The following is a 17,013-nucleotide window of genomic DNA, read 5'->3' on the forward strand; positions in this document are numbered from 1 at the left end:
CAGTGCGCACCCATCCCATGCCGCCGGACGACCGGCCCGCCCTGCCAGGAGCCCTTGATGACACCTTCCACCACCGCCACCCCCCGCCGCGTGCAGGCCCCCACCGGCAGCACCCTGCACTGCCGCAGCTGGCTGACCGAAGCCGCCTACCGCATGATCCAGAACAACCTGGACCCGGCCGTGGCCGAGAACCCCGACGCCCTGGTGGTGTACGGCGGCATTGGCAAGGCGGCGCGCAACTGGGATTGTTTTGAGCAGATCCTGGCCAGCCTGCGCACCCTGGGCGACGACGAGACCCTGCTGGTGCAAAGCGGCAAGCCGGTGGGCGTGTTCCGCACCCATGCCGACGCGCCGCGTGTGCTGATCGCCAACTCCAACCTGGTGCCGCACTGGGCCACCTGGGAGCACTTCCACGCGTTGGACCGCCAGGGCCTGATGATGTACGGCCAGATGACGGCCGGCAGCTGGATCTACATCGGCACCCAGGGCATCGTGCAGGGCACGTATGAAACCTTTGCCGAGGCGGGACGTCAGCATTACGGCGGCTCGCTGGAAGGCCGCTGGGTGCTGACCGCCGGCCTGGGCGGCATGGGCGGCGCGCAGCCGCTGGCGGCCACGTTTGCCGGTGCGTGCTCGCTGAACATCGAGTGCCAGCAGTCGCGCATCGACTTCCGCCTGAACACCCGCTACGTGGACGAGCAGGCCACCGACCTGGACGACGCGCTGGCCCGCATCACCCGCTACACCGCCGAGAAAAAGGCCATCTCCATCGCGCTGCTGGGCAACGCGGCCGAGGTGCTGCCCGAGCTGCTGCGCCGCGTGCAGGCCGGCACCGCGCCGCGCCCAGACATCGTGACCGACCAGACCTCGGCCCATGACCTGATCCACGGATACCTGCCCGCCGGCTGGACGGTGGAACGCTGGAAAGCCGCCGGAGCCGACCCCGCCCAGCACGCCGAGCTGAAGGCCGCCGCCGCCCAGGGCTGCGCCGCCCATGTGCAGGCCATGCTGGGCTTTCAAGCCCTGGGCGTGCCCACGGTGGACTACGGCAACAACATCCGCCAAGTGGCGCTGGACCAGGGCGTGCAAAACGCCTTTGACTTCCCCGGTTTTGTGCCCGCCTATGTGCGGCCGCAGTTTTGCGAGGGGCGCGGGCCCTTCCGCTGGGTGGCTTTGTCAGGCGACCCGGAAGACATCCGCAAGACCGACGCCAAGATCAAAGAACTCTTTCCCGAAGAGACGCGGGTGCACCGCTGGCTGGACATGGCGGCCGAGCGCATCGCCTTCCAAGGCTTGCCGGCACGCATCTGCTGGCTGGGCCTGGGCCAGCGCCACTTGGCCGGCTTGGCGTTCAATGAGATGGTGAAAAACGGCGAGCTGAAGGCGCCCATCGTCATTGGCCGCGACCACCTGGACTGCGGCAGCGTGGCCAGCCCCAACCGAGAAACCGAGGCCATGCAAGACGGCAGCGACGCCGTGAGCGACTGGCCGCTGCTGAACGCCTTGCTCAACACCGCCGGCGGCGCCACCTGGGTGAGCCTGCACCACGGCGGCGGCGTGGGCATGGGCTTCTCGCAGCACAGCGGCGTGGTGATCGTGGCCGATGGCACCGAGGCCGCCGCCGAGCGCCTCTCGCGCGTGCTGTGGAACGACCCGGCCACCGGCGTGATGCGCCATGCCGACGCGGGCTACGGCATCGCCCGCCAATGCGCCACCACCCAAGGCCTGAACCTGCCGATGATCACCGGCTGAGTCCGCCCGCCCCCTTCAACTTTTCGACCGCACACCCCATGACAACTCTCACCCTGGTGCCCGGCGCCCTCACCCTGGAACAACTGCAGGCGGTGCACGCCGGCGGCGTGGCCGTGCAGCTCGATCCGGCCGCGCTGCCCGGCATCCGCGCCAGCGCCGCGCTGGTGCAGGCCGCTGCCGCTGGCAACGCACCCGTCTACGGCGTGAACACCGGCTTTGGCAAGCTGGCCAACCAGCGCATTTCCACCGCCGACCTGGACACGCTGCAGCTCAACCTGATCCGCTCGCACTCGGTGGGTGTGGGCGAGCCGCTGGCGCCCGAAGTGGTGCGCCTGATGCTGCTGACCAAGGCCGCCAGCCTGGCGCGTGGCCACTCCGGCGTGCGCGAGGTGGTGATCGACACCCTGCTGGCGGTACTGAACGCCGGCTTGGTGCCCTGCGTGCCCAGCCAGGGCTCGGTGGGCGCCTCGGGTGACTTGGCGCCGCTCTCGCACATGACCCTGGCCCTGCTGGGCGAAGGCGAGTTTGTGGTGGACGGCCAGCGCCGCCCCGCCGCCGCCGTGCTGGCCCAAGCCGGCATCGCCCCGCTGCGCCTGGCCGCCAAAGAAGGTTTGGCGCTGATCAACGGCACGCAAACCTCCACCGCCCTGGCGCTGCACGGCTTTTTGGCCTTTGAGCCGGTGCTGGAATCGGCCCTGGTGGTGGGCGCCCTCACGGTGGACGCCGCCCGGGGCAGCGACGGCCCGTTTGACCCGCGCATCCACGCCCTGCGTGGCCAACCCGGTCAGATCGACGTGGCCCAGTACTACCGCGCCCTGCTGGCCGGCAGCGCCATCCGCCAATCGCACACCGAAGGCGATGACCGCGTGCAAGACCCCTACTGCCTGCGCTGCCAGCCCCAGGTGGTGGGCGCCTGCCTGGACCAACTGCGCCACGCCGCGCTGGTGCTGGTGCGGGAGGCCAACGCCGTGACCGACAACCCGCTGGTGTTTGCCGATGCGAACGGCCAGGGCGAAATGATCTCCGGCGGCAACTTCCACGCCGAGCCAGTGGCCCTGGCCGCCGACGCCTGCGCCGTGGCCATTGCCGAGGTGGGCGCCATTGCCGAGCGGCGCATCGCCATGATGATTGACGCCAGCGTCTCGCGCCTGCCGCCCTTCCTGACCAGCAATGCCGGCCTGAACAGCGGCTTCATGATCGCCCACGTCACCGCCGCCGCCTTGGCCAGCGAGAACAAGAGCCTGGCCCATCCCGCCAGCGTGGACAGCCTGCCCACCAGCGCCAACCAGGAAGACCATGTCTCCATGGCCACCTTCGCGGCACGACGCCTGCAACCCATGATCGCCAACGTGGCCCGCATCATCGGCATTGAATGGCTGGCCGCCGCCCAGGGCATCGAGTTCTTGCGCCCGCTGGCCAGCTCCGCCGTGCTGGAGCAGGCCCACGCGCTGCTGCGCCAGCACTGCGCGGCCATGCCCACTGACCGCTACCTGGCCCCGGACATCGAGGCCGCCTCGGCCCTGGTGCGCGCCGGCGCCCTCAGCCCGCTGTTCCAGGGGCTGGCGGACCTGCCGGAGCTGTGGCGGCCGGCGTGAAGGGGGCCAGGGTGGACGATCGCCGGCAGGTGGCCAGCAGTCCGCGGGCGCCAGCGCCTTCGGCCCCGTGAGGCCTCAGCCGGCCGTCGGACCCGAATGCAGGCCGATCACATTGCCCTCTGTGTCGCTGACCAGAGCGATGAAGCCGTAGGGGCCGATGGAGAACTTGCCGCGCTGCACGGTGCCGCCGGCAGCGGCGGCTCGGGCCTCCTGCACGGCGCAGTCCTCGCACGAGAAGTAGACGATGGTGCCGCCACCGCCCGAGGGGCAGCCCGGCATCTGCACGAGGGCGCCGCTGGCGCCGGTGGCCTGATCGTCCATGGGAAAGGCCCACATCTCCAGCCCATCGGCCTGCAGCGGCGTCAGGGTGACGGCGAACACGGCCTCGTAGAAGGCCTTGGCGCGGGGCATGTCCTGCACATACAGCTCGAACCATCCGACGGCATTGTTCATGGGGAACTCCTGGAGTTGAGGGGTGCGGCGTCTGGCGACCCACCGCGGCACCAGTATGGCGGCGCATGGGGGCGGCAACAAGCGGCGCGCGGGCACCGCGGTGGCCTCAGGAAGACGGCGGGAATCCCACTTCCACCCGCAGTCCCCCCAGGTGGGAGTCGTCCAGCCGCACGCTGGCGCCGTGGCGTTGGGCCACGGCCTGCACGATGGCCAGGCCCAGGCCGCTGCCCAGGGTGTCGCCGCCCAGGTCGCGGCGGTAGAAGCGGTCGAAGACACGTTCACGCTCGGCCAGCGGGATGCCGGGACCGGAGTCGTCCACCACCAGGGTGGGCCCCTGGCCGTCGGCGGCGGGCTGTACCCGCACTTGCACCTGGGCCCCGGGGGGGCTGTAGCGCACGGCGTTGTCGGCCAGGTTGCGCACCAGGGCGCGCAGGGCGCTGGGGTCGGCTTGCAGCGGGGTGGGGCCGTCACCTTCCACGGTGAGGGTGGTGCCGCGGGCCTGGGCGGCGGCCAGGGTGTCGGCCAGGGCGCTGCGGGCGATGTCGGCCAGGTCGCAGGGTTGCAGCGGGGCGCTGGCGGCCTCGGCGCCGGGCTCGCTGCGGGCCAGCGCCAGCAGTTGTTCGACCAGGCGGGCGGCGCGGTCGATGCCGCCGGCCAGCTGGGCCAGGGCTTCTGCGCGGCTGTCTTCGTCGGGGGCGCGGCGCAGCATTTGTAGCTGTAGCTTGAGCGCGGTCAGCGGCGAGCGCAGCTCATGCGCGGCGTCGGCCACAAAGGCGCGCTGGGCCTTGAGGGTCTGGTCCAGCCGGGCGAGCAGGCCATTGAGCGCGCCCACCAGGGGGCTCAGTTCCTCGGGCAGGCCGGTGGCGGGCAAGGGTTGCAGGCTGGCGGCGTCACGGCGGCGCAGGGCACCGGCCACGCGGCGCAACGGGCGCAGGCCGTCGGTGACCAGCCAGACCAGGCCCAGCGCCAGGGGCAGGGCCATCCAGGCGATGGGGGCCACGGCGCGCAGCGCGGCCTCGGTGGCCAGTTGCTGGCGGATGCGCACCGGCTGGGCCACCTGGATGACACGGCCCCGTGCCAGCACGCCGAAAGTTCGCCAGCGCTCGCCGGCCACCAGGATCTCGGCCCCGCCCAGCACGGCGCGGTCGGGCAGGGTGGCGTGGGCACGGTTGGCATACACCGTGCGCCCATCCAGGGACCAGACCTGCACCACGAAGTCCAGGTCGCCGTCGGCCAGCGCGTCCGCCTGCTCGGGTGCCACCGCGCCCTGGTCGCGCAGGGACAGGGCCATCTGCCGCAGCTGGTAGTCGAACAGGGCCTCGGTCTCGGCGCGTACCGAGCGCCAGGTGATGCCCCCCACCACGGTGGAGGTGATCACCAGGCCCACGGCCAGGGTGAGCAGCATGCGTCGGCGGATGGAGCGCAGCGGCCAGGGCAGGGCGCCGGGGCCGCCGTCTTCTCCAGTGGGCTGGGGTGCGCTGGGCGGGGGCGCGTCCCTCATGCCGCCTCCACCGGGTTGAGGTAGTAGCCCAGGCCGCGCTGGTTGCCGATGAAGTCGGCCCCCAGCTTGCGGCGCAGTTGGTGCACATAGACCGAGACGGCGTTGCTCTCGATCTCCTCGCCCCAGCCGTAGAGCCGGTCCTCCAGCTGGGCGCGGGAGAGCACCGCGCCGGGCCGCTGCATCAGGGCCTCCAGCACGGCCAGCTCCTTGGCCGAAAGCAACACCGGCTGACCCTTGAGGCTGACCTGCCGCGTGGCGGGGTTGAGGGTCACGGGACCATGGCGCAGCAGGGGCTGGGCCTGGCCGGCGTGGCGGCGCAGCACCGCGCGCATGCGCGCCAGCAACTCGTCCACCTCAAAGGGTTTGACCAAGTAGTCGTCGGCGCCGGTGTCCAGGCCGTTGACGCGGTCCCCGGGGGCGTCCCGGGCGGTCAGCAGCAGGGCGGGGGTGGCGTCGCCGCGGGCGCGCAGGCGGGCGATGAGCGTCAGCCCGTCGCCCATGGCGGGGGTGCCGGGAGGCAGGCTGCCAACCGGGCCCCCGTGAGGCAGACCCCGGTCCACCAAGAGCAGGTCGAAGCGCTCGGTGTCCAGGGCGGCCTGTGCGGCGTGCAGGTCACGCACCCAGTCCACGGCCCAGCCTTCCAGGCGCAGCACGGCGCGCAGGCTGTCGCCGATCATCTTGTCGTCTTCGACCAGCAGCAGTCGCATGGCAGAAATGGGGGCCTGGACGGGCCCCGGGGCAGTTGCACACGCCATGGTAGCCGGCACAATCGCCGGCTTTTTTCCCCGGACGCCTCCTGTGAGCCTGCCGTTGCTGCCCTCCCTGCCCGACCTGGACCTGCCCGCCCTGGCCGACCTGCCCGATCTGTGCCCGCCTGCGCAGGCTCAGGGCCCCGGCGCGGGGCAAGGGCTGGCGCCCGAGCAGGTGCCAGGATGGCGTCCCGTCCAGGTGCAGCTGCCGCTGCCCTTGCCGGTGCCGGTGCCGGTGCCGGCGGCACCTGCTGCCTGCGGCGACGTGCCGGCCCCTGCGCTTGCCTGCCTGCCAGGGGCAGACGAGTGCGCCTGGTCCGCGCTGGGTCAGGCCCTGGCCGGGCTGGAGGCGGTGTGAGCTGCGCGGCGTGGCCGCGGACCGACCGGTGGTTCGGGGATCAGTCCACCGCCACCCGGGTGGTGCGTACGGCGCTGGCCTTGGGCAGCAGCAGGGTGAGCACGCCGTTGTCCAGGCGGGCCTTGGTGCTGGCCTGATCCACTTCAGCGGGCAGCTGGAAGCTGCGCGAGAGGCTGCCGCGCGGCCGTTCGGCATGCAGCAGGCGACCGCTGTCGGCCTGTGTCTCCTGCGCCGGCACGTCAGCGCCCAGCGTCACCACCGCGCCTTCCACATGCACCTGGACGTCTTCCTTGCGCACGCCCGGCAGGTCCGCCTGCACCAGGAAGCTGGCGCCCTGGTCGGTCACGTCGATGCGGATCTGGGCTGCGGCGGGCGACGCCTCACCGGCCACGGGCCGCACAAAAACGCCGGCGGGGAAGTCCTTGAAAAAGTCGTCAAACAGCCGGGTGCGGGGGGAAAGCAGTGCGTTCATGGTCAACTCCTGTGCAGGCGCGAGGTCGTGGGGATCGGTCGGTCGGCTGCCAGGCGTTGTGCCGTGCGCCGTCATTCCCCAACTGGCGTTGCCGGGCCGGCTTTCAAGGGGCTCGGGCCGATCAGGGGCTTAAATGCCTGCGCTGTCGCCAGAAGACGTCACAAGCCGGCTGTTGTCAGCCGTTAAGGCCTTGAAAACTTCCAGATCTATCCCCATGTCGATTGATCCCCTGTACGCCGCGCCTGGCGTCAGCCCGGTGTGGCCGGGACGCCGTGGCGCCCTGATGGTGCAAGGCACCACCTCCGACGCTGGCAAGAGCACGCTGGTGGCCGGCCTGTGCCGTGTGCTGGCCCGCCAGGGCGTGAAGGTGGCGCCCTTCAAGCCGCAGAACATGGCGCTCAACAGCGCGGTCACCGCCGATGGCGGCGAGATTGGCCGTGCCCAGGCCCTGCAGGCCTTGGCCGCCCGTGTGGCGCCCACGGTGGACATGAACCCGGTGCTGCTCAAGCCCAGCAGTGACACTGGTGCCCAGGTCATCCTGCACGGCCGGGCCCGGCATGACATGGACGCGCGGGCTTACCACGCCTACAAGCCCCTGGCCTTTGAGGCCGTGCGCGAGAGTTGGCAGCGACTGCGCGCCCGGTACGACGTGGTGCTGGTGGAAGGCGCGGGCAGCCCGGCCGAGGTGAACCTGCGTGACCGCGACATCGCCAACATGGGCTTTGCCCTGCCGCACCAGGTGCCGGTGCTGCTGGTGGCCGACATCGACCGGGGCGGCGTCTTTGCCCACCTCACCGGCACGCTGGACTGCATCGCGCCCGAGGAGCAGGCCCTGGTGCGCGGCTTCGTGATCAACCGTTTCCGGGGTGACGTGGGCCTGCTCATGCCCGGCGTGGACTGGCTCACTGCACGCACCGGCAAGCCCACCTGGGGCGTGCTGCCCTATCTGCACGGCCTGCACCTGGACGCCGAGGACGCCGTCGTGGCCGAGCAGGCCGCCGCCGGCAGCGGCCCGCGCCTGAAGGTGGTGGTGCCGGTGCTGCCGCGTATCAGCAACCACACCGACTTCGACGCGCTGCGCGCCCATCCGCAAGTGGACCTGCAGTTCATCGGCCCGGGCCAGCCCAAGCCGGCCGCGGCCGATCTGGTCATCCTGCCGGGCAGCAAATCGGTGCAGGCCGACCTGCGCTGGCTGCGCGAGCAGGGCTGGGAGCTCTGGCTGCAGCGCCACCTGCGCTACGGCGGCAAGCTGCTGGGCATTTGCGGCGGGCTGCAGATGCTGGGCCGCAGCCTGCACGACCCCCTGGGCCGCGAGGGCGGCGGCAGCAGCGCCGGCCTGGGTTGGCTGGACCTGTACACCACCCTGGCGGCGGATAAGCAGTTGCGCCGCGTGCACGGCCGCCTGGACCTGGGCTGGAGGGGAGCCGGTACGGGTGGTGCCGACGGGGCCCGTCCCCCCACGGCCGCCGCGCCCACAGTGACCGGCTATGAGATCCACCTGGGCCACAGCCAGGGCCCGGACTGCGCCCGCCCCGCCCTGTGGCTGCAGGACGAGGACGGGGCGGACGGTGCCGCCGCGTCGGCCCCGCTACGCCCGGACGGCGCCGTCTCGGCCGACGGCCAGGTCATGGGCACCTATGTCCACGGCCTGTTTGACCACCCCCAAGCCCAGGCGGCCTTGCTGGCCTGGGCCGGCCTGGCCGACGCCCAGCGCCATGCTGTGGACCTGGCCGCCCTGCGCGAGGCCAGCCTGGACCGCCTGGCCGACACCCTGCAAGCGCACCTGGACCTGCCTGGCCTGTGGCGCAGCGTGCTGGGCTAAGCGCCTTTCGCCCCCTTTCCCCTGCTTTCCACCGGAGACCCCATGACCGCCGCCACCGCCCCTGTGGTGATCTATCACAACCCCCGCTGCAGCAACTCCCGTGGCGCCCTGGCCCTGATCCGCGAGGCCGGCATCGAACCCGAAGTGATCGACTACCTGAGCACCCCGCCGGACCGCGCCACGCTGCAGGCCCTGGTGGCCGCCACCGGCGGCTCGGTGCGGGCCCTGATGCGTGAGAAGGAGGCGCTGTTTGCCGAGCTGGGTCTGGACCAGCCCGGCGTGACCGACGCACAGTGGGTGGACGCGGTGCTGGCGCATCCGGTGCTGCTCAACCGCCCCATCGTCGTCACCGCCCTGGGCACGGCCCTGTGCCGCCCGCCGGAGCGCGTGCTGGCGCTGCTGCCGCGCTGAACGTGGCCGCTGCAATGGGTCGATGAACGGCGCCGCCGGCCCCAGGTCCTGCCTCCCGCTTCCGCCACCGCCCGCCACCGCCTGCCATGAGCCTGGACACCCTGAACGCCCTGCGCGCCGGCCGATTGGCCGGCGCCACCCAGGTCCGCCTGAACGGCTGCGGCCTCACCGCCCTGCCAGAGGAGCTGCGCGCCCTGGCGCCCACGCTGGAGGTGCTGGACGTGGGCCACAACCCGCTGGGCACCCTGCCGCCCTGGCTGGCCGAGCTGCCCCGGCTGCAGGTGCTGTTTGCCTCGTACACGCCGCTGACGGTGGTGCCCGAGGTGCTGGGGGCCTGCACCGCCTTGCGCCAGATCGGGCTGCGCAACTGCCAGCTGCACACCCTGCCGGCGGCCGCCCTGCCGCCCCGGCTGCGTTGGCTCACCCTCACCGCCAACGCCTTGTCCAGTGTGCCGGCGGCCCTGGGCGACTGTGCCGAGCTGGAGAAGCTCATGCTCTCCGGCAACCGGCTGGCGCAGCTGCCGGCCAGCCTGGCCGGGCTGTCGCGCCTGGCACTGCTGCGGGTGGCCGCCAACGGCCTCATCCAGTGGCCCGGCTGGGTGGGTGAACTGCCGGCCCTGGCCTGGCTGGCCGTGGCCGGCAACCCCTGGTGCGACGCAGCGCCACCCGCCACGGCGGCCCCGGCCACGGCGGCCACAGCACACCGCGACATCCCCTGGACCGAGCTGACGCTGGGCGCGGTGCTGGGCCAGGGCGCCGGGGGCACCACCTGGCAGGCACGGTGGACGCCGCCCGGCGGGCCCGGTGGATCCGGCTGTGGTGCGGCGGCCGGGCAGGACGTGGCCGTCAAGGTCTTCGGCGGCGCCATCACCAGCGACGGCACGCCCGCCACCGAGCTGGCCGCCAGCCTGTGCCCGGGCCCGCATCCCCAGCTCACCAGCGCCTTGGGGGCGGTCAGCGGCCACCCCGAGGGCGCCAGCGCCCTGGTGATGCCGCTGCTGCCCGCCCGCCTGCGCCCGCTGGCCGGCCCGCCCAGCCTGGCCAGCTGCAGCCGCGATGTCTATGACCCGGCCCTGCGTCTGTGCCCGGCCGATGCCCACGCCGTGGCCGCCCAGGCCGCAGCGGCCCTGGCGCATCTGCATGCCCATGGCGTGCTGCATGGCGATGTGTATGCCCACAACCTGCTGTGGGCGCCGGCAGATCCGTTGGCGGGCCTGCCCGCCCAGGCCGTGTTGAGCGACTTGGGTGCTGCCCTGCGCTGGCCCCACCGTCTGGCGCCGGCCTGGCCGGCGGTGCAGCGGCTGGAGGTGCTGGCCCTGGGCCATCTGCTGGATGAGCTGGCCCTGCGGCTGGACGGGCATGGACCCGGCCTGCAAGCGCAGGCCGCTGCCCTGCGCCGCCACTGGGCGCCCTGGCAGGCGGCCTGCCGTGAACCGGTGCCGGCACGGCGCCCGGCCGTGGCCGAGGTGGCGGCGGCGCTGGCGCGACCGCCGGCCTGAGGGCCGCCTCCCGGCGGCCCGTACCCAGGCTCAGACCGAGAGCTTGACCTGGTAGCCGGCCGCGTTCTTCGGGTGGTGCGTGTCGGTGAAGACGCTGCGGTCGTTCTTCAGCAGGATCACCTCGAAGAAGGGGCGGAAGCGCTCCTCGCTGATGGCAAAGGACTTCAGGAACTTGGCGATCATCTCCTGCTCTTCCGGCTCGGGCTGGCCGTCGGCCAGCGAGGAGTCGATCAGGTTGGTGAGGATGCACATCTTCTGGGCGTCGCTCAACAGCGGGGCGGCCTCGGACAGGAAGGTCTCCACCGAGTTCTTGCGGCGGTACTTGACCGCCGAGTCCAGCAGCGCCTGGTTCTGCGCGCCCACGCCGATGCTGCCGCTGCCGTTGTCCTTGCCGCCCAGCACGGAGAGCAGGTGGCCGATCTCCTCGGCGTCCATCTCGCCGTCGGCACTCATGATGTAGATCAGCGAGGTGGCGAAGGCCAGATGCGGCGTCATCTTCTCGCCGGCATCGCTCTTGAACATGTCGAACAGACCCATGCTGTCAGGCTCCTTTTGGGGTAATGGTGAACGTGGGCACAGTGCCCACGCACGCGCTTCGATGGGCGTGGGCGGGGCGAAGTTCCGTGCCCGTCGCAGGATTTTTGCCGGCCGCTCAGGCGCATCCGGTGATCCTGGCGGCCCTCAGAGCCAGCCGAAGTGCTGCCGGATGCGCTGGGCGCTGAGGTTGACCGGCTGGCTCAGCACCTCGGGCAGGCGCAGCAGCTCGCGCCCGGCCAGGGCCTTGGGCGGTGTCCATGGATGGGCGCCCAGCACCGCCACGCGCTGCAGGCGCCAGCCGGCGTCGGCCAGGTGCTGCAGGTAGGCGGTGGCGCCCGGCCAGCGCTCTGGGTCCCCGGGATGGGCCTCGGGCCACAGCGCGAAGACCGTGTGTTCGCAGCGGCTGCGCACCACCTCGGTCATGAAGTCGGCCACCTCGGTGCGGGACTCCTGCAGTGCGGCCACCCGGGCGTAGACCCGCACGGCGCCCCCCTGGGCCAGGGCGATGTCGCGCACATTGCGGTTGAAGCAGCCGGTCAGGCAGCGCAGCAGGGACGATTTGCGGGTGTGCGGGTTGCCGATCAGCACATGGGCTTGCATGGAAGAGAGCGCCTCCTGCCCTGAGGTTAGCAAGCCCCGGGCCCGCCGTGGGCCCGCTCCACGCGGGCCACGCGCAGCTCGAAGTGCGCGTACCAGTCGCGTCGGCCCAGGGCCTGGGCCTGCAGGTGTTCGGCATCTTGGCGCCAGGCGGCGATGTCGGCCTCGCGGCTCCAATACGACACGGTGATGCCGAAACCGTCGGCGTCGCGGGCGCTCTCGGCCCCCAGGAAGCCGGGCTGGCGGGAGGCCAGGGCCATCATGCGCTCGGCCATGGCGCCGTAGCCCTGGTCGCCTGCCGTGCGCCGGCTGGAGAAGATGACCGCGTAGTAGGGCGGCTCGGGCAGGCGGGCAAATCCCGGCGGGGCAGTGGATTCAGGCATGGTGGTGGTGGTGGTGGTGGTTCAGGCGGTCAGCCACGCAGGAAGAAGACCGCCGACATGACCACGCCGGTGGTGATGACCACGCCGCGCACCACCGCGGCGGGCAGGCGGCGCGCCAGCCGCGCGCCCCAGAAGCCGCCGGCCGTGGCGGCCATGGCCATGAGCACCGCTTGCGGCCAGGCCACCGCGCCGGCCACCGCGAAGGCGGCCACCGACAGCAGAGAGAGCACCAGCGAATTGAGGTTCTTCAGCGCGTTGGCGGTGTTGACCTCCGATTCGCCGGTGACCGTGTAGAGCGCCATGAGCAGGATGCCCAGACCGCCATTGAAGTAGCCGCCGTACACCGCCACCAGGGCCAGGCCCGGCAGGCGCCAGCGCTGCAGCGGGTTGGCCGCCCCGGGGGCCTGCCCGCGGCGTACCCGCGCCAGCAGGGCGGGGCCGCCGGCAAACAGCACGGTGGCGAACAGCAGCAACCAGGGCACCACGGCCGAGAACACCTTGGCCGGCGTGACCAGCAGCAGCAGGGCGCCGGCCACGCCGCCGGCGGCGCACACCACCCCCTCCTGCACCAGACGGCGGCGCGGCAGCCGCGCCAGCTCGGCCCGAAAGCCCAGGGTGCTGCCCAGGTAGCCCGGGCTCACCGCCACCGCACTGGTGGCATTGGCCGGGATGGCGGGCACCCCGGCAAAGACCAGGGCGGGAAAGGTCAGGAAGCTGCCGCCTCCCGCGATGGCATTGAGGATTCCCGCGCCCAGCGCGGCCACCACCAGCAGCATCCAGTCAAACACCCTTGTCTTGCTCCGTGCAGGCCGGGCCCAGCGGGACCGGCGGTCTTGTTCGTGGCGGAACGTCCGGCCCCTGGCGCGGCGCTCCGGTGCAAGCCGTGCATTGTGGGGGCTGGACGGACTCGTCGGGGCGACAGGCTGTCGCGTGGCGACCACTGGTTGCGCCCCTGATCTGGCGGGTGTCTGGCTTCAGTCCAGCCGTTGGCGCCAACGCTGGCGCACAAAGTGGATGTGTTCACCGGCCGCCTGCGCGGCGGCGGGGGCGTCGGCCGCCAGCACCGCCGCACACAGCGCCCCGTGCTGGCGGCACAGGGCCTGGGCTTCGTCCGAGCGGGGTGCCAGGTCGGCAATGCTCAGGTGCACATGCTGGTGCAGCAGGTCCAGCAGCGTGGCCACCAGGTAGCCGAAGACCGGGTTGTGGGTGGCGTCGGCCAGGGCGCGGTGGAAGGCCACATCGGCCTGCACCTGGGCCTGGCGGTCCGCCCCCGCGTAGGCGGCGTCCACCGCGGCCAGGCGCTCGGTCAGGCGGGCGCGGTCACTGGCATCGGCGCGTTGCGCTGCCAGCTCGGCGCAGCGGATTTCCAGCATCTCCCGGAACTCCAGCAGGTCGCCCTGCATGAGGGGTTGGCGTTGCAGCAGCTGCGCCCAGGGATCGCCCTTGCGCGCATCGGGCTGGTCGCTCACCCAGGTGCCGCTGCCGTGGCGGCGCTGCACCAGCCCGCGCTCGGCCAGCTGGCCCAGGGCCTCGCGCAAGGCGCCGCGGGAGACCCCCAGCGTCTGCGCCCACTCGCGTTCGGCGGGCAGGCGCTCGCCCGGTTTCCAGCGGCCCTCGCGCACGATCTCGCGTTCCAGACGGGTGGCCAGGCCGTCGCTCACGCGGGCGTGCAGATGGTGCTTCATGGCGGTGAGCTTAAACCCTGCCGCCCGGCCGGTGGCCGGGCGCCGCCTGCCCATCCCGCGGTGTGGGGGTGTTGAACGGTGCAACAGACTTTCGGGCCGACCCAAGGCCACACCAACTACACAACAGGGATTCCCGTGAGCTCCGATACCGATCCGCTGGCCCCACGCGCCGCCCGCCGTGGCCGGCGACCAACCCCCGTGCGCCGGACCGTCTGGCGCGCCCTGGCCCTGGCCGCCTGCCCCCTGGGCGCCGCGGCCCAAACCTTGCCCATGCCAACCGGGCCGCAGGACCCCCCCGTGGCCGAGCCAGTCACGCAACAGGTGCGGGTGCAGGCACGGCGGGTGCCGGCGCAGGGCAGCCTGCGCAGCCTGACCGGGCAGGAGGCCGCCAGCGTGCCGGGCGCGGGCAACGACCCCCTCAAAGCCGTGCAGACCCTGCCCGGCGTGGTCACGCCCCACGACGGCAGCGGCGAGCCCGCGGTGCGTGGCTCCCGCCCCAGCGACAACGCCTACCTGGTGGATGGCGCGCCGGTGGGCTACCTGTTCCACGCCGGCGGCTTGATGAGCGTGGTGCCGGGGCCGCTGGTGCGCCAGTTCGACCTGCACAGCGCCGCTTTCGGCCCGCAGTTCCCCGACGTGACCGGCGCGGTGCTGGCCGTGGGCCTGCGCGATCCGGGCGCCGACCGTCTGCAGGGTGAGGTGGACGCCAGCTTTCTGGCGGCCGGGGTGGTGGCCGAAGGACCGCTGGCCGCCGACCACCGCCTGCTGGTGGGCGCCCGCCTCAGCTACCTGGACGCGCTGATCGGCGAGCAGCAGGACGAGCACAGCGGGGTCATCACCCAGCTGCCGCGCTACCGCGACCACCAGCTCAAGTACCTCTGGACGCCCGAGGGCGGCCAGCGCGTCAGCCTGAGCTGGCTGGGCGCCCAGGACCGCCTGCGCTACCGCGTGCCCGCGGAATCCACCGCCGGCGCGCAGGACCCGATCTTTGTGGGTGAGGGCCATGAGCGGGGGGGCTTTGACAGCCTGTCCCTGGTCTGGACGCAGGACGGCCTGGGCGGCGACCCCCGCGCCCACCAGCGCCTGAGCCTGAGCCAGCTGGACCAGCGCATCGATTCCCGCACCGGCCAGGCGCTGAGCGTGCGGGCCCTGCTGCGCGAGCAGCGCCTGCGCTATGCGCTGGAGCTGCCCGTGGGCACCCAGCATGTGGTGACGCTGGGCGGTGGCCTCACCCACACCCGGGCCGACCTGAACCTGGACATGGCCAACCCGCTGTGCACCGAGTTCGAGCCCGAATGCGACTTCAACACCGCCCCGCGCGAGCGCCTGCAGCGCGACCTGAGTCTGCGGGAGCGCGACCTGCACCTGAGCGACCGCTGGCGCCTGCACGCCGACTGGACGCTCACCAGCGGCCTGCGCTGGAGCCATGACGCCTACCTGGGCCAGTCCCATCTGGAGCCCCGCCTGGGACTGGAATGGGCCTGGTCGGCCCAGACCACTTGGCTGGCGGGCTGGGGCCGCCACCACCAGCAGCCCGCGGCCGTGCAGTTGCTGCCCGAGCTGGGCAACCCCGGCCTGCGTCACCTGCGGGCCGAGCACCGGTTGCTGGGCGTGGCCCAAAAGCTGGACGCCGGCTGGCAATGGCGCCTGGAGCTCTACGACAAGACCCTGGACCAACTGGTGCTGGCCGACCCGCTGACCCAGTACCGCAACGGCGGCCACGGCCATGCCTGGGGCGCCGAGCTGCTGCTGCGTCGCGATGCGCCCGGCGGCACGCACTGGCGCGACCAGCTCTCTGGCTGGCTGTCGGTGAGCTGGGCCCGCTCGGTGCGCGTCAACGAGGACACTGGGGAGACCTTTCGCTTCCAGTTCGACCAGCCGCTCGTGATGAACCTGGTGGGTCAGTGGGCGCCGCCGGGCCGCTGGCGCTACGGCCTGCGCCTGGGCGTGCACTCGGGCTCCCTCATCACCCCCATCGTCGGCGGCCAGGCCGACGAGACGGGCCGCATCCGCCCGGTCTACGGCCCGATCAACAGCGAGCGCCTGCCGACCTATGCCCGGCTGGACCTGCGCCTGGACCACCAGTTCAACCCGCGGCTGACCGGCTATGCCGAGTGGATCAACGCCACCGGCCACCGCAACTTGGTGGGCTACGCCTACAACGCCGACTACAGCGAACGCACCGCCGAAACCCAGCTGCCCACGCTGGTCTCGCTGGGCGTGCAATGGAAGTTCTGAGCCGCCACCGGGCCTTGGCCCGGCAAGTGGTCCAACCACTTCAGGGCAGGAGGTCCGGCGCGGCACCATGCGCGCCATGACGCCGTCCGGTGCGCGGGCGGCGGCTCCCCCGTGTCCGACCTCCACCGCCCGCCGCCATGACCGCTGCCTCCCCCCCCCGTCCCGCACGGGTCTATGTCTTCGCCACCTGTGTGGTGGACCTGATGGCCCCCCAGGCCGGCCTGGATGTGGTGGGCCTCATCCGCCGCGCCGGCATTGCCGTGGACTTTCCGGCCGGGCAGAGCTGCTGCGGCCAGCCGGCCTACACCAGCGGCTTCAACGACGAGGCCCGCCGGGTGGCCGCCGCCCAGCTGGACCTGTTTGTGGCCGACCAGCCCATCGTCGTGCCCTCGGGCTCCTGCGCCGGGATGATGGTGCACCACTGGCCGCGGCTGTTTGCCGATGACGCCCCCCGTCGGGCCCAGGCCGAGCGCATTGCCGCCCAGGTGGTGGAGTTCAGCCATTTCGCCCGCGATGTGCTGGGCCTGGCCGACGCCCAGGGCCTGGGGCAGGCCCCCGTGACCCGGCCGGTGAAGGTGGCCCTGCACACCTCCTGCTCGGCCCGGCGCGAGATGGGGGTGCATGCCCCCAGCCGGGCGCTGCTGGCCGCACTGCCCGGGGTGGAGATCGTGCAGCAGGCCCGGGAGACCGAATGCTGCGGCTTTGGCGGCACCTTCTCGGCCCGGCATCCGTCCATCTCCGGGGCCATGGTGGCCGACAAGCTCGCCGCTGTGCGCGAGGCCGGGGCCGAGGTGCTGGTCAGCGCCGACTGTGGCTGCCTGCTCAACCTGCACCATGCTGCGCAGGCCCAGGGCGGCGTGGCCACCGGCCAGCCGCGCTGCCAGCACCTTGGCAGCTTCCTGGCCGAGCGCATCGGCCTGGCCGGCGGCGCCTGGCAGGTGACCGACTGAACCCGGCCGCC

General features: G+C 72.4%; 17 protein-coding genes. 8 read left to right on the plus strand and 9 right to left on the minus strand.

The window, feature by feature from the left end:
* Positions 1–57: 57 nt before the first annotated feature.
* Both hutU and hutH read left to right on the plus strand, forming a co-directional pair.
* Positions 58–1,752 carry a urocanate hydratase gene (gene hutU / locus G3A44_RS09010; protein ID WP_163457178.1) on the plus strand — a complete coding sequence of 565 codons (1,695 nt, stop codon included), beginning with the start codon at positions 58–60 and terminating at the stop codon, positions 1,750–1,752.
* A 38-nt stretch (positions 1,753–1,790) separates the two neighbouring features.
* Complete coding sequence (gene hutH / locus G3A44_RS09015) at positions 1,791–3,347, plus strand: histidine ammonia-lyase (protein WP_163457179.1); 1,557 nt, start codon at positions 1,791–1,793, stop codon at positions 3,345–3,347.
* A 75-nt stretch (positions 3,348–3,422) separates the two neighbouring features.
* On the opposite strand, the gene G3A44_RS09020 is transcribed toward hutH, so the two are convergent.
* The 3 genes from G3A44_RS09020 to G3A44_RS09030 all read right to left on the minus strand — a co-directional run bounded on the left by G3A44_RS09020 (position 3,423) and on the right by G3A44_RS09030 (position 6,008).
* A complete protein-coding gene (locus G3A44_RS09020) occupies positions 3,423–3,800 on the minus strand; it encodes a VOC family protein (RefSeq protein ID WP_163457180.1) in 378 nt (125 codons plus the stop codon).
* A 106-nt stretch (positions 3,801–3,906) separates the two neighbouring features.
* Positions 3,907–5,301 (minus strand): ATP-binding protein, encoded by a 1,395-nt coding sequence (locus G3A44_RS09025; protein ID WP_239061769.1) that lies wholly within the window; start codon positions 5,299–5,301, stop codon positions 3,907–3,909.
* Positions 5,298–6,008 carry a response regulator gene (locus G3A44_RS09030; RefSeq protein ID WP_163457181.1) on the minus strand — a complete coding sequence of 237 codons (711 nt, stop codon included), beginning with the start codon at positions 6,006–6,008 and terminating at the stop codon, positions 5,298–5,300. Before G3A44_RS09030 ends, G3A44_RS09025 begins: the two co-directional genes overlap by 4 nt.
* Positions 6,009–6,099: 91 nt before the next feature.
* Between G3A44_RS09030 and G3A44_RS09035 the strand changes: the two genes are divergently transcribed.
* On the plus strand, positions 6,100–6,408 hold the full coding sequence (locus G3A44_RS09035; protein WP_163457182.1) for a hypothetical protein: 309 nt from the start codon (positions 6,100–6,102) through the stop codon (positions 6,406–6,408).
* Positions 6,409–6,448: 40 nt separating this feature from the next.
* On the opposite strand, the gene G3A44_RS09040 is transcribed toward G3A44_RS09035, so the two are convergent.
* On the minus strand, positions 6,449–6,880 hold the full coding sequence (locus G3A44_RS09040) for an Hsp20/alpha crystallin family protein (protein WP_163457183.1): 432 nt from the start codon (positions 6,878–6,880) through the stop codon (positions 6,449–6,451).
* Positions 6,881–7,163: 283 nt separating this feature from the next.
* Here G3A44_RS09040 and G3A44_RS09045 point away from each other — a divergent pair, with 283 nt between their 5' ends.
* The 3 genes from G3A44_RS09045 (at position 7,164) to G3A44_RS09055 (ending at position 10,612) form a co-directional block, all read left to right on the plus strand.
* On the plus strand, positions 7,164–8,702 hold the full coding sequence (locus G3A44_RS09045; RefSeq protein WP_163457214.1) for a cobyric acid synthase: 1,539 nt from the start codon (positions 7,164–7,166) through the stop codon (positions 8,700–8,702).
* A gap of 42 nt (positions 8,703–8,744) precedes the next feature.
* On the plus strand, positions 8,745–9,113 hold the full coding sequence (arsC, locus tag G3A44_RS09050) for an arsenate reductase (glutaredoxin) (protein ID WP_163457184.1): 369 nt from the start codon (positions 8,745–8,747) through the stop codon (positions 9,111–9,113).
* Positions 9,114–9,199: 86 nt separating this feature from the next.
* Complete coding sequence (locus G3A44_RS09055) at positions 9,200–10,612, plus strand: leucine-rich repeat domain-containing protein (RefSeq protein ID WP_163457185.1); 1,413 nt, start codon at positions 9,200–9,202, stop codon at positions 10,610–10,612.
* 30 nt (positions 10,613–10,642) lie between these two features.
* Here the strand turns inward: G3A44_RS09055 and G3A44_RS09060 are convergent, their stop codons facing one another.
* The 5 genes from G3A44_RS09060 to G3A44_RS23930 form a co-directional block, all read right to left on the minus strand.
* Positions 10,643–11,149, minus strand: a complete 507-nt coding sequence (locus G3A44_RS09060) for a tellurite resistance TerB family protein (protein ID WP_163457186.1) — start codon at positions 11,147–11,149, stop codon at positions 10,643–10,645.
* Positions 11,150–11,293: 144 nt separating this feature from the next.
* Positions 11,294–11,749 carry a hypothetical protein gene (locus G3A44_RS09065; RefSeq protein ID WP_163457187.1) on the minus strand — a complete coding sequence of 152 codons (456 nt, stop codon included), beginning with the start codon at positions 11,747–11,749 and terminating at the stop codon, positions 11,294–11,296.
* Positions 11,750–11,775: 26 nt separating this feature from the next.
* Positions 11,776–12,129 (minus strand): antibiotic biosynthesis monooxygenase family protein, encoded by a 354-nt coding sequence (locus tag G3A44_RS09070; protein WP_163457188.1) that lies wholly within the window; start codon positions 12,127–12,129, stop codon positions 11,776–11,778.
* Between the two features lie 29 nt (positions 12,130–12,158).
* Complete coding sequence (locus tag G3A44_RS09075) at positions 12,159–12,917, minus strand: sulfite exporter TauE/SafE family protein (RefSeq protein WP_310734349.1); 759 nt, start codon at positions 12,915–12,917, stop codon at positions 12,159–12,161.
* Between the two features lie 186 nt (positions 12,918–13,103).
* Positions 13,104–13,814: a FadR/GntR family transcriptional regulator gene (locus G3A44_RS23930; RefSeq protein ID WP_163457189.1), complete on the minus strand. Its 711-nt coding sequence runs from the start codon at positions 13,812–13,814 to the stop codon at positions 13,104–13,106.
* A 135-nt stretch (positions 13,815–13,949) separates the two neighbouring features.
* On the opposite strand from G3A44_RS23930, the gene G3A44_RS09085 reads away from it, so the two are divergent.
* On the plus strand, positions 13,950–16,052 hold the full coding sequence (locus G3A44_RS09085) for a TonB-dependent receptor plug domain-containing protein (RefSeq protein WP_163457190.1): 2,103 nt from the start codon (positions 13,950–13,952) through the stop codon (positions 16,050–16,052).
* A 137-nt stretch (positions 16,053–16,189) separates the two neighbouring features.
* Complete coding sequence (locus G3A44_RS09090) at positions 16,190–17,002, plus strand: (Fe-S)-binding protein (protein WP_163457191.1); 813 nt, start codon at positions 16,190–16,192, stop codon at positions 17,000–17,002.
* The last annotated feature ends 11 nt before the right edge of the window (positions 17,003–17,013 follow it).

Origin of the sequence: Ideonella livida, from assembly GCF_010499455.1 — a bacterium.
GTDB classification, from domain to species: Bacteria; Pseudomonadota; Gammaproteobacteria; order Burkholderiales; family Burkholderiaceae_C; genus Ideonella; species Ideonella livida.